Source organism: Shewanella sp. 0m-6 (assembly GCF_052977325.1).
This window is the reverse complement of record NZ_JBRIMD010000004.1, coordinates 176823-199061: the sequence shown is the minus strand read 5'-3', so window position 1 is coordinate 199061 and position 22239 is coordinate 176823. Positions and strand designations below refer to the sequence as shown.

The 22239-nt window shown below is 44.0% G+C and carries 24 protein-coding genes; 12 read left to right on the top strand and 12 right to left on the bottom strand.

Features of this window, described 5'->3' with window-relative positions:
• The first annotated feature begins 2 nt into the window (after positions 1-2).
• The 5 genes from hpf to mgtE all read left to right on the top strand — a co-directional run bounded on the left by hpf (position 3) and on the right by mgtE (position 3521).
• Positions 3-290 (top strand): ribosome hibernation promoting factor, encoded by a 288-nt coding sequence (gene hpf / locus ACVBJC_RS04830; RefSeq protein WP_447159640.1) that lies wholly within the window; start codon positions 3-5, stop codon positions 288-290.
• A gap of 2 nt (positions 291-292) precedes the next feature.
• On the top strand, positions 293-736 hold the full coding sequence (gene ptsN / locus ACVBJC_RS04825) for a PTS IIA-like nitrogen regulatory protein PtsN (protein WP_447159641.1): 444 nt from the start codon (positions 293-295) through the stop codon (positions 734-736).
• Positions 737-943: 207 nt separating this feature from the next.
• Positions 944-1798 carry an RNase adapter RapZ gene (gene rapZ / locus ACVBJC_RS04820; RefSeq protein ID WP_447159642.1) on the top strand — a complete coding sequence of 285 codons (855 nt, stop codon included), beginning with the start codon at positions 944-946 and terminating at the stop codon, positions 1796-1798.
• The gene (locus tag ACVBJC_RS04815) at positions 1785-2060 is read left to right on the top strand and encodes an HPr family phosphocarrier protein (protein ID WP_447159643.1); all 276 of its coding nucleotides are present in this window, start codon (positions 1785-1787) and stop codon (positions 2058-2060) included. Before rapZ ends, ACVBJC_RS04815 begins: the two co-directional genes overlap by 14 nt.
• 96 nt (positions 2061-2156) lie before the next feature.
• Positions 2157-3521: a magnesium transporter gene (mgtE, locus tag ACVBJC_RS04810; RefSeq protein ID WP_447159644.1), complete on the top strand. Its 1365-nt coding sequence runs from the start codon at positions 2157-2159 to the stop codon at positions 3519-3521.
• 75 nt (positions 3522-3596) lie between these two features.
• Here the strand turns inward: mgtE and ACVBJC_RS04805 are convergent, their stop codons facing one another.
• A complete protein-coding gene (locus ACVBJC_RS04805; protein WP_447159645.1) occupies positions 3597-4388 on the bottom strand; it encodes a molybdate ABC transporter substrate-binding protein in 792 nt (263 codons plus the stop codon).
• Between the two features lie 333 nt (positions 4389-4721).
• On the bottom strand, positions 4722-5396 hold the full coding sequence (locus ACVBJC_RS04800) for an OmpA family protein (protein ID WP_447159646.1): 675 nt from the start codon (positions 5394-5396) through the stop codon (positions 4722-4724).
• 504 nt (positions 5397-5900) lie between these two features.
• On the opposite strand from ACVBJC_RS04800, the gene ACVBJC_RS04795 reads away from it, so the two are divergent.
• Positions 5901-6116 (top strand): transposase, encoded by a 216-nt coding sequence (locus ACVBJC_RS04795; RefSeq protein WP_447159647.1) that lies wholly within the window; start codon positions 5901-5903, stop codon positions 6114-6116.
• A 148-nt stretch (positions 6117-6264) separates the two neighbouring features.
• Here ACVBJC_RS04795 and ACVBJC_RS04790 read toward each other — a convergent pair whose 3' ends face one another.
• From ACVBJC_RS04790 to ACVBJC_RS04770, 5 genes are all read right to left on the bottom strand, one after another.
• Positions 6265-7632 (bottom strand): hypothetical protein, encoded by a 1368-nt coding sequence (locus ACVBJC_RS04790; protein ID WP_447159648.1) that lies wholly within the window; start codon positions 7630-7632, stop codon positions 6265-6267.
• Between the two features lie 244 nt (positions 7633-7876).
• Positions 7877-9538, bottom strand: a complete 1662-nt coding sequence (locus ACVBJC_RS04785) for an FG-GAP repeat domain-containing protein (RefSeq protein ID WP_447159649.1) — start codon at positions 9536-9538, stop codon at positions 7877-7879.
• Positions 9539-9661: 123 nt separating this feature from the next.
• Positions 9662-10090 carry a GtrA family protein gene (locus ACVBJC_RS04780; RefSeq protein ID WP_447159650.1) on the bottom strand — a complete coding sequence of 143 codons (429 nt, stop codon included), beginning with the start codon at positions 10088-10090 and terminating at the stop codon, positions 9662-9664.
• 8 nt (positions 10091-10098) lie between these two features.
• Entirely contained in the window at positions 10099-11484 is a 1386-nt protein-coding gene (locus tag ACVBJC_RS04775; protein WP_447159651.1) for an ArnT family glycosyltransferase, read from the bottom strand.
• A gap of 35 nt (positions 11485-11519) precedes the next feature.
• Positions 11520-12575, bottom strand: a complete 1056-nt coding sequence (locus ACVBJC_RS04770) for a glycosyltransferase family 2 protein (protein ID WP_447159652.1) — start codon at positions 12573-12575, stop codon at positions 11520-11522.
• A 130-nt stretch (positions 12576-12705) separates the two neighbouring features.
• Between ACVBJC_RS04770 and ACVBJC_RS04765 the strand changes: the two genes are divergently transcribed.
• Both ACVBJC_RS04765 and ACVBJC_RS04760 read left to right on the top strand, forming a co-directional pair.
• The gene (locus tag ACVBJC_RS04765; RefSeq protein WP_447159653.1) at positions 12706-13395 is read left to right on the top strand and encodes a response regulator transcription factor; all 690 of its coding nucleotides are present in this window, start codon (positions 12706-12708) and stop codon (positions 13393-13395) included.
• Positions 13389-14735: a sensor histidine kinase gene (locus tag ACVBJC_RS04760; protein WP_447159654.1), complete on the top strand. Its 1347-nt coding sequence runs from the start codon at positions 13389-13391 to the stop codon at positions 14733-14735. Before ACVBJC_RS04765 ends, ACVBJC_RS04760 begins: the two co-directional genes overlap by 7 nt.
• Before the next feature lie 82 nt (positions 14736-14817).
• Here the strand turns inward: ACVBJC_RS04760 and ACVBJC_RS04755 are convergent, their stop codons facing one another.
• Positions 14818-15396: an esterase/lipase family protein gene (locus ACVBJC_RS04755; RefSeq protein WP_447159655.1), complete on the bottom strand. Its 579-nt coding sequence runs from the start codon at positions 15394-15396 to the stop codon at positions 14818-14820.
• A 231-nt stretch (positions 15397-15627) separates the two neighbouring features.
• Between ACVBJC_RS04755 and ACVBJC_RS04750 the strand changes: the two genes are divergently transcribed.
• The 4 genes from ACVBJC_RS04750 to ACVBJC_RS04735 all read left to right on the top strand — a co-directional run bounded on the left by ACVBJC_RS04750 (position 15628) and on the right by ACVBJC_RS04735 (position 19910).
• The gene (locus ACVBJC_RS04750) at positions 15628-16665 is read left to right on the top strand and encodes a class I SAM-dependent rRNA methyltransferase (protein WP_447159656.1); all 1038 of its coding nucleotides are present in this window, start codon (positions 15628-15630) and stop codon (positions 16663-16665) included.
• Positions 16666-17033: 368 nt separating this feature from the next.
• A complete protein-coding gene (locus tag ACVBJC_RS04745) occupies positions 17034-18203 on the top strand; it encodes an MFS transporter (protein ID WP_447159657.1) in 1170 nt (389 codons plus the stop codon).
• A 192-nt stretch (positions 18204-18395) separates the two neighbouring features.
• Entirely contained in the window at positions 18396-19550 is a 1155-nt protein-coding gene (gene rlmC / locus ACVBJC_RS04740; RefSeq protein WP_447159658.1) for a 23S rRNA (uracil(747)-C(5))-methyltransferase RlmC, read from the top strand.
• Positions 19551-19700: 150 nt separating this feature from the next.
• Entirely contained in the window at positions 19701-19910 is a 210-nt protein-coding gene (locus ACVBJC_RS04735) for a TOBE domain-containing protein (RefSeq protein WP_447159659.1), read from the top strand.
• 89 nt (positions 19911-19999) lie between these two features.
• Here the strand turns inward: ACVBJC_RS04735 and ACVBJC_RS04730 are convergent, their stop codons facing one another.
• From ACVBJC_RS04730 to ACVBJC_RS04715, 4 genes are all read right to left on the bottom strand, one after another.
• Positions 20000-20323, bottom strand: coding sequence for a hypothetical protein (locus ACVBJC_RS04730; protein ID WP_447159660.1), 324 nt, complete (start codon positions 20321-20323; stop codon positions 20000-20002).
• Positions 20324-20433: 110 nt separating this feature from the next.
• Positions 20434-20949 carry a NifB/NifX family molybdenum-iron cluster-binding protein gene (locus tag ACVBJC_RS04725; RefSeq protein WP_447159661.1) on the bottom strand — a complete coding sequence of 172 codons (516 nt, stop codon included), beginning with the start codon at positions 20947-20949 and terminating at the stop codon, positions 20434-20436.
• Positions 20946-21242: a DUF134 domain-containing protein gene (locus tag ACVBJC_RS04720; RefSeq protein ID WP_447159662.1), complete on the bottom strand. Its 297-nt coding sequence runs from the start codon at positions 21240-21242 to the stop codon at positions 20946-20948. The genes ACVBJC_RS04725 and ACVBJC_RS04720 overlap by 4 nt, the downstream gene beginning before the upstream one ends.
• Positions 21243-21429: 187 nt before the next feature.
• Positions 21430-22215 carry an AraC family transcriptional regulator gene (locus ACVBJC_RS04715; RefSeq protein ID WP_447159663.1) on the bottom strand — a complete coding sequence of 262 codons (786 nt, stop codon included), beginning with the start codon at positions 22213-22215 and terminating at the stop codon, positions 21430-21432.
• Positions 22216-22239 lie beyond the last annotated feature (24 nt).

Sequence of the window (22239 nt, the reverse complement as noted above, 5' to 3'; positions counted from 1 at the left end):
TAATGCAAATCAACCTGACAGGACATCACATCGAAATCACCGATTCACTACGCGGTTATGTAGAAGAGAAATTTACAAAGCTTGAACGACATTTCGATCAGATCAATAATGTGCACGTTATTTTGAATGTACAAAAAATGCAGCAGATTGCCGAAGCTAAAATTCACCTTAAAAAAGGGGAAGTATTTGCTATTTCGGAACATGCAGATATGTATGCTGCAATAGACTCCCTGATCGATAAACTAGATCGTCAGGTTATTAAACACAAAGAGAAGCTGACTAAACACTAACGATGGAACTAAGTACCATCCTGCAGCCGGAGTGCACTACCTGCGCCACTCCGGGCAGTAAGAAAAAAGTACTGGAGTTAATCAGTGACATTGCCGCTGTCCAGTACCCAACCCTTTCTTCACAAGAGATCTTTGAAAGTCTCTTGGCACGAGAGAAAATGGGTAGCACGGGAATAGGTAATGGTATAGCGATTCCTCATGGAAGGCTGTCGAATATAGAACGTCCAGTTGCAGTATTGGTTAAATGTGAAGTTCCTATCCCATTTGACTCATTCGATAAGCAGCCTGTCGATATTCTATTTGCTTTATTGGTGCCATCTGATCAGTGTGAGCAACATTTAGCAACACTGTCTTGTATGGCTGAAAAACTCAACGATAAAGCGGTGGTTAAGCAGTTGAGAAAGACCAGCAATGAATCAGAGCTATACCAAGTCATTACCCAATAGCTAACTACTCAGGTCTTTAAGTTATTTATTTTTTTACACAAAAGGTAAATGATTTAAAGACCTAAGTAATTATTACAGCAATATTATTTATTCTTATTCACCCGCTCAACTTCTTGCTTTCAGCCTTAAAAAAGTTAATCTATACACTTACACAATATAACCACAAAAATCATACATTTTGTTTAATGTCTATCAGGTAATCATACGATGAAGCTTGTTTTAGTCTCAGGTCGCTCCGGTTCAGGTAAGTCCGTTCTATTAAGAATGCTAGAAGATCTCGGCTATTATTGTGTCGATAACCTGCCCTTGCCAATGATGGGGACCTTACTCAAAGAGCTATCGGGTAACACTAAGCTTGTCGCCATCAGTGTCGATATTCGTAACCTGCCAGAAAAGAAAGATGAGCTGGTTAAGCACCTCACTTTTCTGCCTGATGGGGTCGAGTTATTAAGCTTTTTCCTTAACTCAAGCGATGAAGTGCTACTTAAACGTTATAACGAGACCCGTCGTCTGCACCCTTTATCGCACGATAACATTTCGCTTAAAGAGGCCATTGCGCTAGAAGGTCGCTTGTTAGAGCCGCTAGCCAACATTGTCGATCATTATATCGATACCTCAAATCTCAACATTTACGATCTTAATGATCAGGTGCGTGAGATCCTACTTGGCAATCTTGATAAAGAGTTGATGATCAACTTCGAATCGTTTGGTTTTAAACATGGTATGCCAACCGAAGCTGACTTTATGTTTGATGTACGATTTTTGCCAAACCCACATTGGGAGCCCGACCTGCGCCCTATGACTGGGCTCGACCAACCAGTACAAGATTTCTTAAATGAACGCCCAATGGTCAACCTGTTTATTAAACAGATTGAAGATCTACTCGAAACTTGGTTACCCGATCTAGAACGTAACAACCGTAGCTACCTTACCATTGCGATTGGCTGTACCGGTGGCCAACACCGATCGGTTTATATCACTGAGCGCCTTGCTGCTCACTTCAAAGATGGCAAACATAAAATACAAGTCCGCCACCGTGAGCTAAAAAATGCCGACCATTGAACGTGAAGTTACCATCTGCAATAAACTAGGTCTTCACGCTCGCGCTGCCACAAAACTCGTTGTTTTAGCCTCCGAATTTGATGCTGAGATCACCATCATTCAAGGTGAGAAACAAGCCTCGGCTACAAGTGTACTAGGCTTATTGATGTTAGAAACAGGAATGGGAAAAACGGTACAACTCGTTGCAACCGGGACAGACGCCCAAGCAGCGCTCGATGCCATTTGCCAATTAATTGATGCCAGATTTGATGAAGATAATTAATTCGTTATTTTCCTAATGAATTTCCTAGCTACCGCACATAAATACTCTTGAGTTACGTTATGATAAGCGCCTTTAAAACGACCCAGTGAGGGAGCTATGCCGATTGAAGTCTTAGATAATCAAACAACTGACCAACGTCTCAATCAGCTGACTCAAGCATTAGGCAACGGTATGTTTGTCCACGTCCGCAACATGTTGCAGGATATGGCTGCAACGGACATTGCTTTTATTCTCGAATCTTCTCCACCTCGTACTCGTCAAGTGCTATGGCAACTGATTGACCAGGAACACACAGGTGAAATCCTCGACGAACTCGGTGAAGAGCTTAAAGACAGTCTCATTGCTCAGATGAGTCCAGAGCGCGTTGCAAAAGCCGCCGAAAACATGGACACCGATGACTTAGCCTATATTTTGCGAAGCCTGCCTGACAGCATCTTTAAGCAAGTTTTGCAGTCAATGACCAAGCAAGATCGCGTGCGTGTCGAACAAGCGCTGTCATACCCTGACGACACTGCTGGCAGCTTGATGAATACCGATACGGTTACCTTAAGGCCAGACGTCAATATCGACGTGATTTTGCGCTACTTGCGGATCCGCGGTGAACTTCCGCAAGCCACAGACATGCTATATGTGGTCGATAAACAAGACAGCGTGTTAGGTGGTGTACGTATTGCAGATCTGCTGACCTGTGACCCAAACGCCTCAGTACGTGAAATAATGGTATCGGATCTTGAAGGGATCCCTATTGGCATGTCTGACAGCGAAGTGGCGCAGCTATTTGAACGACATGACTGGGTGTCGGCCCCCGTTATCGACGCTGACAACAAGCTACTTGGCCGTATTACCATCGATGACGTGGTCGACGTTATTCGTGAAGACGCCGAACACTCTATGATGGGCATGGCAGGTATGGACGACGATACTGATACCTTTGGTCCAGTATTAAAAAGTACCTTTCGCCGCTCACTATGGTTAACCGTTAACTTATTCGCGGCATTACTCGCGGCATCAGTCAGTAATATGTTCGAAGGCACGATTGAACAATTTGCCACGATCGCGATTCTGATGACTATTGTTCCCAGTATGGGCGGCGTTGCTGGTAACCAAACTTTAGCTCTGGTTATTCGCGGTATTGCCCTTGGCCAAATCGGTAAAAGCAATTCTCGCTGGTTGATAGGTAAAGAGCTCGCCATTGGCTTCCTCAACGGCTTGCTGTGGTCTGTTCTCGTTTTTGTCGCTGTATGGATATGGAAAGGCGATATCGCCTTGGGAGCCTTGATTGCTGGCGCTATGCTCATCAATATGACGGTAGCGGGTCTTGCAGGGGCAACGATCCCTCTTATGCTAAAGAGGATGAACATCGATCCTGCATTAGCAGGGGGGATGGTATTAACCACTGTCACCGACGTGATTGGCTTATTTGCCTTCCTAGGCTTAGCCACGATTTTCTTACTTAACTAGTTATCAAGTTCGTTATCAAATTAGTTATTAAAGACTAATCAAAAGGCCGCTATTGCGGCCTTTTGATTACAAATCCTATTGCTTTAATGGGGCATCAAAACCGTAGTCAGCGAGGATCATTTGCCCGGGTTCAGAGAGAATATACATCGCCAGTTTCCAGGCATCTTGTTGGGCATCATCGAGTACAATCAAACCATAATTAGCTCCAACACTTAAAGGCTCAGGCAGCTGAACAACTTGCAGATCTTTGACCTCTTTCTGAGCCAGCACCGCATTGGTGCAATAAGTCAAAAACAGATCGGCGCGTTTATTTTCCATCACCCAAGCATAGGTATTACGGCCTTTAGGCGCTTTTGCACTGTTTTCACCACCGGTGAGCTGCAATGCTTTGGCTTCTAGCTTAGCCGTCGCTCCAGCCTGTAAGTGGTCAGCCTTTGCAAATATTTTCCAGGCGTAGTCACCTGAAGGATCGGCTTTGGGCGTTGAGGTACCTAATCGCACGTTAGGATCAAGCATCGCAGCTAGCACCCCCTCGCTGTTGATTTTGACACTCGGCTGAGCAATGGCACACATCTGATTGCGCGCAAACATCACTACGCTACTGCCCTTCCCCCCAGCTTGTAATGCTTGTGGGTGCTTCATATTGGCAGAGGCAAACACGTCTGTGTTTTCACCTGACTCTATACGCTTAAGTAATAATCCTGACGGTCCAAAATCAGCATGAACGGTTTGCTCACTCGCTGCCTGATAGGCACTAACAATATCATTCATAGCATTTTTTAAACTGCCTGCCGCTCTCAACTCAATGGGGTTAGCATTAACAGCAAAAGGTAAGCTTAGAAGTGAAACTAGCATCCATTTTTTCATCATTTTTTCCATTATCAATATTCGTTTTTAAATAAAGGCACTCATTTTAAGCAATGACAAATCATCTATAACCAAATAACAATACTTGCCTTTTAGCAAACTAACTTTAGTTGCCAAACCCGAGAGTTCAATCACGGTATCATTAGGCAGACAAGACAAAAAGTCTCATCCCCCCCTCATATTACTGCCGCCATAAATCATAGCAGTCTTAGAGACCGACTTTAGCTCAATTTCATATATTGATAGGAATAAATAACACCGACACGACAGCAGGTTAGGACATAAAAAAGCCACTCAAGAGTGGCATTAATTCAACGCATTAACGATTGCACGTTATGCGTTTGGCATCGGGCTTAAAATAATCTCTACACGACGATTTTCAGCGCGACCTTGTTTCGTTTGATTCGAAGCAATTGGCTTTGACTCACCCATACCATGCGAAGCAACTCGCTGCGCTGGTACCTTTTGATGAGTTAAGTAGTTCGCCACCTCACTCGCACGCACTTGCGATAACCTTAAGTTATATGACTCGGCGCCAGAACTATCAGTATGGCCCATTACATTTAACTTGGTTTCATCATATTCAAGCGCGACCAACACAACGCTATTTAGCACTTGCTGAGCACGCTGACTTAAGTCCGTTTGATCGACACCAAACGTCACGTCATTTGGCATATTAAGGATAATGTTATCACCGCTACGTGTCACACTGACACCAGATGATTGCAGCTGCTTACGAAGCTCAGCTTCCTGCACATCCATGTAGTAACCAATACCGCCACCTAATGCAGCGCCCGACGCAGCACCGATCAATGCACCTTTACCGCGATCGTTTTTACTTGAAGACGCAACGCCAATCGCCGCACCAGCAATAGCACCAATCAGGGCGCCGTTGGTCGCTTTAGCATTTTGAGATTCGTTGGAATAAGGATTAGTTGTTTGACAACCAGACACCATCATGGCGGCGATAAGGCCACCAGCAAGATAAGAACTACGCTTTACGCTCATTTGAACCACTCCCAACCACTTGTGTGAGTCACAAAAGCGGCCACTTATAAGTTGTATTTGCAAAGCAGTATATAAACCACAGCAAATTAGACAATGGACTCGCTTGTTAAGTGATTCAAAATCGAGCAATTAACACTGAATTAATAGCGTAGCCAATAGCCTCTGCCGTAGCGCAGCTCTGCTGCCCCCCGACATATCTACGCACCAATATAGTGCGCACGCGCACCATTTTTGAGCAAGATTTCGCAGGTTCCATGCATAACAGTAAGCTCGGCAAATTTAACCTTATGAAATGTAATGATTTTAAATATATTGCGGCTTTGGCATATGTTAAGCATATATATTATTGAGTATTCACAGACACTAAAAAAATAATAACAAACTCTGTTTCGTGAGTAACGACAAGGTCAAGCTAGACAACCTTGCCATGGGAACTCCGTCACCACGCTCAAAGACGTCCAAACCACTGATGTTTTAACATTAGAACTTAAAAAGAGAATGCCGATGGATGCTATGAACCTGAACCTTAAAGTTATCAACGAAGTCAAAAATAACGGCCGTTTGTTATCGGACGTTGCTAAAGATTATGGACTGTCGACAAAAACCGTTTATCACATTATTCATGAAAATGAGCGAGGTTCAAAATCAACTTCTTTGCCCATTATGCAACAGACCAAACAGCTCGCTTTACGTATAAAGCAGCTACTCGGTCGTCGTTAAATTAACAGGCTGTACCCTGTTAAAGCAGAGGCGGGAAACACTATTTTTCGCCCCAACGAAATCAAAAAATTAACGCGCTAACTCTATTCAAATAAAATACGCTTAATGTGATTTTCGCCTCTGCACCCCATCATTAATCCATTAGCAACTATTGAAAGGTTGTCAGTCGATAGCCCAGAGACTCATCATCATCTTTGTTTAGCACCATGGTGTAATTCCCCGCTTGACTAAATTGCACAACATCTGACTGATACAATAAAGTTAATGTGTCATTTTCATCTTCAAAAACCACACTAATTTCATAGTCATCAGAAGGTAAGCTAATCACGCCTAGCTCAGTGAACTCGAGTCCTGTAAGCTTGTATTGGGCAGACTCAATCGTCTCGCTTGCTCGTACAAAATAGATCATCAATTCGTCAAAATCAGAGACCAAATTGGCCAAACTAATCTGGTGCTCATAGGCTCTTGGACGATGATCGTGACTGATGGTCATGCCATTGGTTTGGCCCATTTCATCTTCATACAATAAAATGGACTTGCTTTCGTCTTGATTGAAGGTCACCAATAGATTATTTGCAAGAACAGCGTTCGTTGTACTGTCGACAATACTCACGCCATAATCGTTATAGCCAATGTCCTTAAATTCTGTGAGTTGGTTTTGATTCAGATCATAAAGATATTGCGACTCTTCGTTACTCACAATCTGCGCATTGATTGTATGAGTCGCATTTAACCCGTTAAAGAAGCGAAACTCTGCATTAGCATCAATATTTGCATGCGTTTCAGGCGTCCCTGTAGAATCAACATTATCGACCGTCAGCTTAGGAACCCCAGGGCCAAAGCTATTGCGAATAATTAATTTATACACAGTGTTAGCATTCAGTTCGAGTGTCGCGGTGGTATAAATTGGTACTGTTTCCCCGCTTTTAGTGAGGTAGAGTACATATTCTCCGGTATCGTACATCTGCTCAGTGGTGTGCTCTTTGTAATTAAGAGAATCAAGCATTACTGCTGAGCCAAACTCCTCACCTTGTTTGGCAAAATACAGATCAAAACTGGGCTCTCCCATCGCAGCATGTGCAACTAATACCTGCATCTTACTGTAATCACCACTTTCATCATTATTAAGTTCATCCATTTCGCTACGGTTATAGTTAATATCGACAAACTCGGGCTCGCTATAATCTCCAACTAGCATAAAAAGATGGTTTTCAGTGTTACCCAACTCAACAATCGACTGATAGAGGGATTGCTCATCATTTGTCGCATCAAACCCTGTAATTTCTAACTCTACGTTCCCCGTCAGATACTCATATCTAGGCATAGTATCGGCGTATTCAACGTCGGAGTATGGATAGTCATCCAATACTAACCTTGTCGCAGTGCTATTTGGCGAAGCATTATAATATTGGATATAACTACTGTTGCTGCTTGATTCATTATCATCAGAGCTACAGCCTGCCATGCTTAGCAATACTAATGACAAACCAGCGCCTGCCCACCGTGTAAATTTCATTTATCTTCCTTAACTAATTAGCAATAAGTGCGTTACTTATGACACTCAAAATACGTCAAGAACTGTCAGATTGTGAAATGAACAGCAAGGCTTTGAATAGCTTTGTAAACTTGTGTGAGTTTTCGAAAATATGCCTGTAAAACGGCAAGATTGAACAGATAAATGGTCAGGAAACGCATTTCAGAAACAAAAAAGCAGCCTTACTAAAGCCGCTTATTTATGGGGTAAATATCAATCGGACGAGCTAACTTGCCAATAACACTCTAAATTGATTCGCGAGTTTCTTATCGTCTTGTCGACCATATTTGATCAACAGATCCTCTCGACCATCACCGTTAAGATCTTCTGTCTTTAACATGCCACCTTCGACAGGGAGTTTAAGCTCATGCTTTTGTGCGTCACGGCTAAACAAGCTATCACCGCGCTGGCCTAAATAGACTTTCAAGGTCGACTCATCATCAGACAGCAACAGATCTTTTAAACCATCACCATTGAGATCGGCCAGCTTCACCACTGGGCTACCGGTTTGTCCCGAGCTCAAACTAAAATTAAGCTCTACCTCTTTAGTGACGTTTGAGTCATCACTAAAACGACCATTCGCGTCCATCTTAAACAGATGAACATCTTGGTCTATACTGCCCGACAGTAATGCGCCGATAATTTGCGACACTCCAATATCGAAGCCAGCAACCATCACTTCATCTTTATCGTCATTATCGATATCGATAAACTCCAAGCCCGTTAATGTCCCCTCAGCCCTAACAACACTGCTAGCCACCTTCGGGAAAGCTAACTTTCCTTGCTTGTTTTCCCCCAGATAGATCTCATAATCGTTAACTCTATCGAACACGCCGCTGCTCTTGGTATAACGGATCACCATATCGGTGATACCGTCATTATTGAGATCTTTAAGCTCTTCGACTTTGCGGTACACCAGCTCACTTTGATCTAATTGCTCTCCATAAGCATCACGCTTATTCCACCAGTCAATTCCGCTGATAGGCTGGCTCACCGAAATAAACTCAGCAATAGGATCAAAGCCCCGAACACCTTCTGAAGTATTTCTACGTTCTAGGCTTTGAGCTTCGACTTGAGTTTCATTTTTGGCTTGAATTCTCGCTTGAGCTTTGCTTTGAACGCTGCTTTGAATTTTGACTTTAGCTTGAGCATTGGCTTGAGTTTCTATGCCAGCTTGAGTCTGCTTATAAACTTCCAGCTCCCCCTCACCAATTTTGACGATATCGACCAAACCATCGAGATCAATATCACTGACATAAAGTGTAGACTGAGTATAAGTCGCGCCATCATCAAACAAACGAGACTGAGGTTTAATCGGCAGAGTTTGGCGCACAAAACCTTGTTCTGCGGCCAAGAAAAGGTGTACTTGATTAAAATCATGGATCAAGATGTCATCGCGTTGATCGCCATTGAGATCCTCAATAAACTCGCCACGACTAATAAAATCGGGCCGATCTTTAAATGACAGAGAATCGATGTTAGCCACAGCTTCAATCTGCAATTGTCCGACACGATCATTATTAACCAATACTTGCAGCTTATCTTGAGAAAGAAAATATAGCTGCTGCAGTTCACCAGCCTGATACTGCGTGATATCAAAACTGTGCAGCATTTGAGGCAACTCAAGCTTAAAGGCCAGCGTATATTGACCCTGTTCGAGTTTATAGATAGCCATCCAGCGATGGCTCAAGCCATCAACGCCAAATGCAACTAACTCTTTACCCGGTTGCGATAACAGGTCGGCAGCGATAATCGGGTGAGTTAACTCAAAAGGCGCGTTAATGGTAGATTCGGTAAAGCTCAACGTCGAATTAGCACTAACATTGAAAGATAAGCAGCCCCCGAACAAAGCCGAGGCCGTAATAAATCCTTTGCAAACTGACCTCATATTGAAGCGCTCCATACTGTCCCTATCTCATCATGATTATCCTGTCTCTGAAACTAGCGGTTTTCCCAGCAGAGTAAAACCACTAGTTAACAGTTTGTAACATAAGGAGCCGCTAATTCAGAATTAATCAGCTTTAACGCCTTTAAAGCTCCAATAGTTAGCGCCTAACCAATTAATTATCAGTCCAGCCAACACGCCAGAGGCAAAACTAATAAAAGTGTTTATCGCCCCCCAGCCTAGGAGAAAGGTCAATAAGTAAAATACCGATAGGTTTAACATCGCAGCGATACTCCCCACCGTCATAGACATAAATAGTTGGCGCATATGGGGGGCTTGATGACGCCCCCTAAATGTCCAGTATCTATTCACAAACCACGACAATATTACCGCAACAGCAAACGCAGCGACTCTTGCTGGGAGCAAGGGCAATGCGAGGATGTTCACTAGCCCAAAAAATACGCTTGCATCGAAAATAAATACGCCGCCACCAACAATAAGAAAACTTAGTAGCGGTTGGTTTTCGAGCCCCAATGAAGCGCGCTTTGACGGCATATTCATGCTTAACGACGATGGCACTTGAGCAGCCCTCGATATTTATTACTCGCCACTTTAACGCAGCGAGAGAACGCTGGTTCAGTCAGCTTTTCATTGCTTAAAACGAGATAAAAAGTGCTCTCACTAACTTGCTTCATACTGTTGATTTTGGCCGCTTGACCAGCACTGTAAAAACGTGCTGAAAACGGTTGTTTCTGCCAATAATATGTTGCTAATGCATCGCTACGCTGGGCCAATAACCAGCGCTCACTCTTGTCTTTTCCTGCTCCAAAATGAAGTACAAAAGTGGTGGCCACCAGCAATACGGGAATACATAGAGCAATAATATTTAATCCCGGTAGTTTGCTCTTACGCCACGCGTATCCAAGCAACAAGGCTAAAGCTGGGATCCCAGGTAGCACATAAGCCGGAAGAATATTGCCTGCTAAAGTAAATAGCAGCATAGGAGCGATCATCCAGCAGACTAAATAGCCCACAAGTCCACAGGCTGGCTCACTAGCCCCCTCTTGAGTTTGCTTACCTTTAATCTCTGTCGCTATTTTGTAGAACGCTCTAGGTAAAAACAGTGACCACGGCATGGCAGCTACAACGAAGTAAAACCAGATAGTTCCTCTCACTTCATCATGAGCCGAGCCATATAGATCTCCTTTCCAGCCGCTATCAACAAATCTAGACCAGTGCTCTCCCACAAGAAAATAGTTAAGGAATCCTGGCGTTGCCTGCTCTGCAATCACATACCAAGGTAGCGCGATGGCTAGCATTAACAAGGTGCCTGTTAACAATGGAGTACGCTGCCACAATTCTCGCCACATTCTTATTGGCCCATATTGCCATAGCAGCCACAGGCCAACTCCTATCGAAAACAACACCAAAGCCACAGGCCCCTTGGCAAGTAAACCAATAGCTAACCCAATAAAAGCCAAATAGCCCCAGACTTTGCCCCCTTGCCAGCACAGATAAAATCCGCCCATAGCGAGGGTCAGCCCAAGGGTGAGTGCCATATCGGTCATCACGGCCCCCGCACTGATGGTAAATACCACAGTAGAAGCTAAGATAATCAATATTGAAATAACTGGTAGGCGTAGCCGTTTCGCAAAGGCTGCCACGACAACCAGTGTCAACATCGCTGCCAACCAATGGGGAAAGCGTACCGCAAACTCGTTAACCCCGAATGCCAATATCGATCCCGCACTCAACCAAGTGTGCAGTGGCGGTTTCCCCCAGAAGGGAACATGATAATCAAACAACGGGGTCACCCAGTTCCCCGTCTCTACCATTAAACGGGCCATCTCACCGTACCGTGCTTCGGTAGTATCCATGAGTGGATACCAAGGCAATAGCAGCAGTCGAGTTAACACCACCAATAACAGTACAGTAATACCTTTATACATATCCCGAGTTTTGCCTACCTCACAAGCCTGAAGCATTACTTGGCCTCCAGGTAACTAACATTATCTTTTTGAGCTCCATTAAAGGAAGGAGCCTGGAGGGTTCTCGCTTTCACCTGCGCTAAGGATTGCCTGTAAGCCACCTCTTCGATTAAATACAGTGGTCTTTGCTTTACTTCAACAAACACCCTGCCAAGATATTCACCAATTAAACCAAGTGCGAGCAGTTGCACCCCGGCAAGCGCCAATTGCACCACCATCAAAGACGGGTAACCCGCAACACTTTCGCCAAAAACAAGCGTGTTCGCCACGATCCAGCCGCCATAAATAAACGCACTCAGTGCAGTAAATACTCCGCACCAAGTTGCGAGCCTTAGTGGTTTAAAGCTAAAAGATGTAATGCCGTCCATCGCTAAACCAAATAACTTGCCATAATTCCATTTCGTTTCACCAACAAAGCGTGGATCACGGTCAAACTCTAAGGTCTTTTGTGAGAAACCGGGCCAGCTAAACAAGCCTTTCATAAAGCGGTTACGTTCCGGTAGCATCTTAATACTGTCTACCACCTGACGGCTCATTAGCCTGAAATCACCCACGTTTTCTGGCACTGGTGAATCTGAAACCCAATTCATCAGTTTGTAAAAACAACCTGCAGAGAAACGCTTAAACCAAGTCTCTCCCAAGCGCTTTTTACGTTTCATGTTGACTATCTCATACCCGGCGCGCCACTGCGCTAACATAGCAGGGATCAGCTCTGGCGGATCTTGCAAGTCAGCATCAAGCATAATCACCACTAACCCTCTTGCATGATCAATACCTGCTGACATAGCTGCTTCTTTGCCAAAATTACGACTCAATTTAATACATTGATATTCGTTATCAACCAGAGGTAATTGGCTCACGAGTTGCCAAGAATCATCATGACTGCCATCGTCAACAAATACGATTTCACTGCTATCATCAAGTTCAGATAACACCTTAGTTAATCGCTCAATTAAGGGAGTAATCATAAGAGATTCATTAAATAACGGCACTACAACTGACAAGCAAATCTCAGCACCACTCAGGTTTTTATGGGATGAAGAGTAAGGCATAAGTTTATCCAGCTACTACGAATGTGTTCGTAGCATGCCTAACCTCAAGTCGAAAAAATGTCATTGACATTTTTTCGACATAAAAAGTGCTAAAATCACCGCATATACAGCAGTAACAACCCTATAGATAATGACAATAAAATTACTGATAATTGAAGATAACAGCGATGTTGCAGGGATCCTCGGCGATTACTTTGAAGCGCAAGGAATGGAACTCGATTTTGCCGACAATGGTGAACTTGGACTGTCACTTGCACAAGCCTTCGATTTTGATGCCATTATTCTCGATCTGATGCTGCCAAAACTCGATGGATTAAGTCTTTGCAAAGCACTCCGCTCACTAGGGTGCTGCACCCCCATTTTAATGCTTACCGCGTTAGATAATAAAACCGACTTACTCAACGGTTTTGATTGTGGCGCCGATGACTACTTAGGCAAACCTTTTGATCTAGATGTTGTCGATGCTCGCTTAAAGGCATTGATAAAGCGACATCGTGGCCAAGTGGCTCAAGGCAGCTTAAAGTTTGGCGATATTGAGGTCAACATAGCCAAACACTTGGCTTACCGCCAAAACATGCAACTAGCTCTCACTCCTATCACCTACCAAATTTTGTTACTGCTAATCAAAAACGCACCCAATATTGTTAAGCGTGAACAGATAATTGATACCATTTGGGGGCAATTCCCGCCAAGCAGTGATATTTTACGCAGCCACATGTATCAGTTACGTAATCAGCTCGATAAACCTTTCAAACAACCTATGCTTGCCACCGTGCCTAAAATTGGCTTTAGGTTACAGCTAGGAGAACAGCCGTGTTAAATCGCTTATTTAATCGTAGGCATTCAGCCTCGAGTCTACCGCATAAATTGCTTCTCTATTTTAGCCTCATCGCGCTATTGATTGGGATGACCCTATACATATCGATACTGAGTTTAATGCAATGGATTGAAGATGAGGTTAATCAACACGAACTTGAAAGCAGCGCCCCCTTTGCCATTAGCTTATTTCAACAAGGTGCAAGACAACCACTGCAGATAGGCCTGCGCGTACAAGCCTACTTTTCCCATGAGCTTATACCCGAACATTATGGCGATTTAAGCCAATTTCCCAGAGGATTTTCAGGTGAAGTCGTCGATCGTGAGGCAGCAGGGATATTGCACGAAATATTCAGCTTCAAGCTTTTTGAAGATGACTCTCTTAGCCAACATCAAGAGATCTTCTTATACCGCAATGAATTTAAACTAGATGGAAAAGTACAGCCGCTGTACTTAATTATGCCTGCGGAAAATGTTGAGTTGAGCGATAGCAAGTGGCAATCAATAAACCTATTTGTGCTCAGCTTTATCTGCGTACTTTTTTTGTTATTTGGCTTTGCCATTCATAAGCTCAGCCGCCGCTTAGTTGAACCCGTGGAACAATTGAGCAAGCAGCTCAAGTCTCCCAGTAAGCACCCTAAGTTTACGGTCCCAGCACAATCTGCGACAGAGTTTAGCGAACTCGCCCATAGCCTAAACGACTATCGTCAGCAAAATGAGATGATGATAAAACAAGAGCAAGCCTTTGCCCGCTACGCTAGCCATGAGCTGCGTACCCCGCTGACAGTGGTTTGTGGAGCAGCAAAGCTGCAAGAGCAAAATGATTCTCCTGAGTTTCAAGCACGCCAACGAGACCGCATCCAACGTTCAGCCCATGATATGCAGCACACGGTCGATGCCTTATTAAGCTTAGTCAAACAAGATAAAGGTACTGAAAGTCACGATTTTAGAGCACTGCAACTCAAAGAAATTGAGCAGGTTATCGCGTCTTTATCACTGTTAGCCGAGTCAAAGCAAATTGCGCTGCTGCTTGATTTTAAACAATCTCCCCAGATCAAACCTAGCCCTGCCGTACTGCGGATGTTACTTAGTAACCTTATCAGTAACGCCATCAATGCTAGCGACGCTGGTGAAATAACAATTTGTGTCGATAAACACCAAATAGAAATAACCGATACCGGTCGCGGGCTGAACTCCTCTGAAAATAACGGTATAGATGGACATGGATTGGGGCTGTTAATTGTCGACAGCTTATGTCAGCGCTATCAGTGGCAATTTAGCTTAGTGGATATCAAGCCTCGGGGTTGTCGGGCAAGTTTAACCTTTCCAGCCGCCTCAGCATAACGGCGCATACTTGCTCCGTTAATGACTTGTTCGTGTAGCAAGTCATTATCGGTATAACTATTTGGTTTACAGCCTGGTTCATTCAATCGCAAGTCATTTTATTACAGATCTCTTTCGCAATACGCCGACTAAAAATCACCGACAAATGCAAAATAATGATGAAGCTTTTGTTTTCAGCAACTCGCCAACAAGAACTAGAGCTGGGTACAATCGTAAAATCGATGGGCGTCCAGTAAGAATAGAGCTTAACCCCAGCTAAAAGGGTTTCAGACTCGGCAAGTTCAGCAAGCAAGCGACTATTAGGCCTTAGCTGCTTAACGCCCATAGAAGGGTATGGTAGGTACGCTAAATAGCTGCCATTGTGAGGCGTAGATAGGCTAAAGAACTGACTCACTCGCCGAGCACCGCCTAGATGCTGCAAGTAATAACGCCCAACAATGCCTCCCATGCTAAAGCCGACTAACACTATCTCGGCGTCAACACCAAAATACTCATCAATTTGTTGCCTCAAATTTTGGGCGGCATGCTCAATACCATGGCGGCCATCAAAAGGGCTAATCGTTGGCGAAAAGCACTCATGCCCAGAGGCTTGCAGTCTTTTTTGCAGCAAGCGCATCACATGACCCGTATTAAAAATACCATGTACTAACACCACTTTCATCCGCTTACTCCCTAGCTAGACTCAATGACAACGTAGCACTTTCAATGCTTATTTGTGCGTCAATTTCCTATCCGAGTCAAATCTTATCAGCCCATATACTCATACTAATTGGTATAAGTCACCAAAGCCTTACTCTCATCGCCTTAGCTTTAAGATTGAGGGTATTTATTAATGCAATTTTGCTATCATTGACTGTCACCTCTGACCGTATTTCAAATGAGCCCAATATTTATGTCGGTAACTACATCGAACCCAACCGCTTTATCCGTTTCTCAAGCATTGAGCCAAGCCATTGCCAAGCGAGCTGATTTCTTACAGCGCTCTGCAGCGCAGCAAACTGATTGTTACCGTATCTTCCACGGTACGGTTGAAGGCTGTAATGGACTCAATATTGATCGTTACGGTAATGCATGGCTCATTCAAAGTTTTCACCAATCACTGACTGAAGATGAGTTAGCAGATGTGACAGAGCAGCTGATGGTGCTAGCTGAACAACCGGTGATCTATAACGATCGTTCAGATAAGAACTCTCGCGTACTGAACCCATTAACTGAGCAATTGCAAGAATTCGCAACCAGCGAACAACAGATGCAAGAGAATGGCATTCAATTTACCACCAAGCTGCGCCATGAAGGTCAAGACCCACTGCTGTTTTTAGATATGCGTATCGGCCGTGAATACGTTGCAGCAAACAGCCAAGGTAAGACGGTACTAAACCTGTTTTCTTATACTTGCGGTATCGGTACTGCGGCTGCAGTAGGTGGTGCTAAGCGCGTGGTTAACGTCGATTTTTCTTCTTTCGCCCTAGCCGCTGGCCGTAAAAATGCAGCCTTAAACCAAGCTGAGGATGTATGTGAATTTATTCAAAGTGACGCTTTTCCTGCCTTACGACAACTTGCAGGCCTTAAAGTGGGCGGTCGCCGCAACCAAAAGCTGCCCTCTTATCCAAAACTGAGTGCGACTCAATTTGACTTAGTGTTTCTCGACCCACCAAGATATGCCAAGAGTGCATTCGGCATTGTCGATCTCATTAATGATTACCAAGGCTTATTTAAACCCGCACTATTAACCACCAAAGCTGGCGGTACTATCGTGTGCTGTAACAATGTCGCTAAAGTTGACCGTAATACATGGTTTGAAAGCTTAGTGCGCTGTGTTGAAAAGCAAGGCCGAACAGTCACACAGTACACCTGGTTAGACTGTCATGCAGACTTTCCCTCATTTGATGGTAACCACCCATTAAAAATCGTAGCGCTGCAATTAAGCTAATACCTCTAAACCAGCTATAAACCAACCCTAAAAAGCGGCCTTAAAAGCCGCTTTTTAACCATCTATTAACCTATCCCCACTCAACCACCTATAAGTAAGCATTAACTTAAAAATAATAACCTATCCCTCATCCCCTGAGGCTTCGCTATATAACATCCATTTAAAAGCGAAAAAAAGATAAAACAAAGCTAAAGCCATCAAAAGATAAATAAAGCAAAATCATAAAGATAGAGCAATAAAATCCGCAAAATACGTTTTTTATCAGTCCGTATATAAATTAAGCTTTACTTTCTATATTAAAAGCATAAAATCCGCCTCCAAAGACCAACACTCAAACTTTAATAACTATCAATCTATAGGAGATAAAGGTGGACATTTCTGCCTGCAAACCACACAAAAACAGTACGTTCGTACCTGTTGCTGGTTTATCATTTTTTGCTGTCGCATCTGGCTTCTTAATGAGCCTTATCCCATTGTCATTAGCGTCATTTGGCATGGATAACTCATTGGTGGCGTGGTTAGCGAGCATCTTCTATTTGGGGATTTTAGTTGGTACAACTTGCATTCAAACTATCGTGGCTAAAGTCGGCCATCGATTTTCTTTGATGCTGTTTTTAGCCATGCTCACCCTAACCATCGTCGCTATGCTCGTCATGCCGACACCGACAGTTTGGTTAGTTGCAAGATTTATAGCAGGCTTTGCAGTAGCGGGGGTTTTTGTTGTTGTTGAGTCTTGGCTATTAATGGCTGATAACGCCAAGCAAAGAGCCAAACGCTTAGGACTGTACATGACCTCCCTTTATGGCGGTAGTGCACTTGGACAGCTGGCGATTGGGCCTTTAGGTGTTAATGGCGTCACCCCATTTTTATGGGTCATTGGCTTATTGATGTTGGCTATCTTGCCACCTCTTTTAGTCAAAAGAGGTCAGCCAGAAACACTAGAGCATCAAAAGATCAGCTTACGTGAAGTCAAGAAGATCAGCCTGCCTGCGATTATTGGCTGCCTTGTATCTGGCATGCTGTTAGGTCCTATTTACGGCCTAATGCCAAGCTATATTAATGGCCAATTTGCCAGTACAGAACGTACTGCGTTTTTAATGGCAGTGATTATTCTAGGCGGAATGCTAGTGCAGCCTTTAGTGAGCTATTTATCGACGAGGATCAGTAAGAGCCTGCTAATGGCATTGTTTTGCCTATTAGGTACTATCGGCATCGTCGGCATCGCCGATAGCGCATCTATCGCCTTTACAACAGCAAGCTACTTTATACTCGGTGCTAGCTGCTTTGCGCTATACCCTATCGCTATCACACTTGCTTGCGAGTCGATGGTGCTAGAAAAAATTGTGGCGGCAACAGAGTTAATGCTACTGAGCTACAGTGTCGGTTCGGTATTTGGCCCTATCATTGCTGAGCACAGCAGTAGCTCGGCGCACTCGTTGATCACCTACCTAGCGGTAGTATTAACGACTACGTCTATTTACATGCTGATTAAGAGCCTGCAAAACACCCGTAGCGGCCACACACCAGCTATTGGCTAATACCTAAAATGCGATAAAAAGCGCAGCGAAAGCTGCGCTTTTGCTATCCAGCAACGCAATAAAATATCCCCTCCCAACTAAAGGGCGATTTTTTAGTGAAAAACCACTAAAATGCGCACTAGATGGCTATGTAAATTCGGTTATCGAGAATAGTCAGCATAAATTGTCACCTTCGATGTAGAGTACCTATCAGTGAAATGCGCCCACTTTGATCAACAACAGTGTCTATCTTGCCGCCATATTCAGCAGCCTATGTCTGCGCAAGTTGACGCAAAAACACAAGTCCTAACCCAGCTTCTTAGTGACTTTGAGGTTGAGCAATGGCATGCCCCTGTATTTGGGCCTGATAGTGGATTTCGTAATAAAGCTAAAATGGTCGTTCTGGGCGCCGCACACCAACCTATTCTAGGTATTGTCACGCCTTCGGGGGCACCTGTGAGCTTATGTGATTGCAGCCTATATCCTGACGATATGCAGCAGTTACTGCATCGACTTGAGTTGTTTGTACGCCAAGCAGGGATCCCTCCTTATAATGTTGATAAAGCTAAAGGTGAGCTTAAGTTTATTTTGCTTACCCGCAGCCAAGTCAAAGGTGAATATCTGCTGCGTTTTGTGCTCAACTCTCATAAATCTATCGAACGTATCGAGCGTGAACTCCCTAAATTAGTCGGTGAATATCCACAGATAAAAGTGGTTTCGGTAAATATTCAACCAATACATATGGCGATCCTCGAAGGTGAAGAAGAGATCTTCTTAACTGAAGAAACCCGCTTAGCCGAACAATTTAATGATGTGCCTTTATTTATTCGGCCAAAGAGCTTCTTCCAGACTCACCCTGAGGTCGCAGCAAAACTCTATCAAACAGCCAGAGAGTGGGTTGCCGAGCTTAAGCCCAACTCTTTATGGGATCTTTTCTGTGGTGTGGGTGGTTTTGGCTTGCACTGCGCTGCCAAAGACATTGCTCTAACTGGCATTGAAATCTCAAGCGAGGCCATTGCCTGTGCCAAGATATCGGCAGAGGCTATGGGGCTAACCCAAGTCGACTTTACTGCACTGGACTCTACTGATTTTGCTCACGGGCGTGATGCCAATGATAAACCCGATGTGGTTATCGTCAATCCGCCGAGACGAGGCATTGGCCAAAGCCTATGTGACTCATTATCTATGTTTGCCCCCAAGGCCATTCTGTATTCGAGCTGTAATCCACACACTTTGGCTAAAGATTTAGCCAATATTAAGGGCTACCGAATTCAAAAAGTGCAACTGTTCGATATGTTCCCCCATACCGACCATTTCGAAGTGTTGGTGATGCTGCTAAAAGAAGCATCACTAGATAATCATCGATAAATTAATAACATATGACCCATGTCTCAAAAAATAAGATATGGGGTAAGCAAATGCGACGTGATTCAAGTAAATGCGACATATTGTCCGTGACAGATACTAATTTGCCAATAAGAACTTTATAATAACTCCTTTATTATTAAGGATATACTTATGAAAATCAGCGCACGTAACGCCCTAAATGGTACAATCAAATCAATCGATGAAGGTTCAGTAAACAACGAAGTTGTTATCGAACTAGCACCAGGTGTTGAAATCACATCTGTTGTAACTAAAAAATCTTGTGAGCAGCTAGGTCTAGTTGTTGGTGGTCAAGCATACGCGATCATCAAGGCAAGCAACGTAATGGTTGCTGTTGACTAAGCAATGGCTTAATAAAAAGCCGCAAACACGTCTGTGTTTGCGGCTTTTTTGTATCTTGATTTAGGTTTATACCCATTCCAGCGAGGAAATTACAATCCAAACAAAGCCGTTATCGCGCCTATAATAATCAGCGATACGCCGGTTAAGATCATATATTTGACTCGGGTCGCCTGCTTGTAAGCTAACAATCCCGCATACTGAATATCAATATTCTCTGAATTTTCAAAGCCTCGACTCAAAGTCCAGGTAAATAGCGTCATACGGTCAAAAGAAGACATAAAGCTGCCTTGAGATCCAAGTAATGCATCCCATTGCGCTCTGTCATGCTGCTTCAGCACTCGGTTAAGTTCTGGTAAACCCATAAAGGCAAGCCCCAGAAACATGATGATAAATCCCATTGCTATCACAGCCATAACGTCCTCCTTTGACGAAATACTGTTCTAAGATGGGATATTTTTCTAAAAATGTAAAGCGCTCAATTTGCATACAATTAAATACAAAATATCCCATAAAACCAAGTCACCTACTTTATGCTTCTAAAGCCTGCATATTGCACAACGCCTTGTTGGGCATTTACGCTCACTTTTTGAGGGATTTTGAGCAACCTTGAGTCTAGACTATGACCTGCACTCGGTGTTGTACTGCAGCCACAACCACCACTCGCTCCGCCACAGCAGCCGCCTTTCTTCTCATGGTTAAGTGATGCGCGCCCTTGACTTGCATCCACTAGACGACGATTTAAATCCTTTGCTGTGCAAATCAGCTCCGCTAAATCGAGCGAGTTATCCGCTTTACTTACGCTAATGCCCGCATCAAGTAATTTGCCCAACATGCGCTCGCCAATATGCTGCACTATCACGATATCGGCTTTATGCTCGATAATGAGGTTTAACATGGCCTTTTTAGCACTACAACCGCCATTAACCGCTGGGTTGCCATAACGAGCAATTAACTGCTGCTCATCATAAAAAGCGATTTCAGCGGCCTTGGTAAAGTGAGTAGCCAAACGATCTCGACTCATTGGAATTGCGATTATCATGGTAAATCCTTCTTCATGTTCTGAGGGAGTAAAAGCGCCTTTCCTTGAGTGACGGCTGTAGCAACCTTCTTGCGGGCACTCGCCAATAAATAACCGAATGTTTGCCTAGAGATCCCCATTGATGTCGCGGCATCGAGTTGACTCATTTTCAGTACATCACCTAAATTTAATGCTTCAAATTCATCAGCTTCTAATTGAATTTTTTCAAGTTCAGTCGATGCAATGCCATTGGGTTTAAATAAGCTACATGGCACGCAGCAGGAAAGATGACGACACTTCTTGGGTCTAGGCACTGTAAGGCTCGCTTCGATTAGTGGATTTCGCTTCTACTGTTGTCAGTCACCGATGAGTGACGGCTGACATTATTGGCCTACGCCAACAACCTGATTATTAGACATCTGTTGCAGGTAAACTGTGGCTAAACTCACACTCAAAAATATTCAAACAGGCTAAATAATGCTTACTTATAAAAGCGTTACCTTAACCTTTGCAGTACTGACTTGGCGTATTCCCAAGGTGCTGTTTAAAAAAGCTAATAAATGCGCTATCACTGGCAAAGCCCAGTGAAAATGCGACTGTCGATACACTCTTACCCTCAGCTAAGCGTTCTATCGCGGCTTGCAAACGCCATTGCTGCCGCCAAGCCTGATAACTCATGCCTGTTTCTTTGCTAAAGATCCGTGAAATAGTTTTCTCACTGGCGCCAATCTCACTCGCCATCAACTTAAGCTGCTCTGCTTGATGCTTGCCTGCGTGTAGCTGCTGTAGCCAATGTTGTAAGCGCTTATCAGCGGGCATAGGCAGTGATAATTTTATCTCTTTAGCCAAATTGAGCTCTTCAATAAATAAGGCGATAATCGCCGCTTGCTGCTGACTTGGCATATCCCAAGACCACTTTGCCATTCGCTCAATCAAGGCCCCAAGTAGCGGGTTCACCCCTAGCAATTTAACCGTTTGAGGAAGCTCAGGAAAAACCTCAATATCGAAATAGATAGAACGATAGGCCACCACGTTACGCATCTTGGCGCAGTGCTCTACTCCAGCCGGGATCCAAGCAGCCTTTGTCGGTGGCAGCACACATTGACGCTTAACTAATCCCGCTTGGCATAACGTTATCGACATACATCCGCGTGGTGCATACAACAGCTGAGCTTTTTTATGGGAGTGCATTCCCGAATCATGCTGGCCCACATCGGCGGCGATACCAACAACATTCGCCACAACACGGTCTGCATCAAATCTGGTTTCATGATCAATTAATGCCATAAACGCTTCTGTCCGATTTTAGCT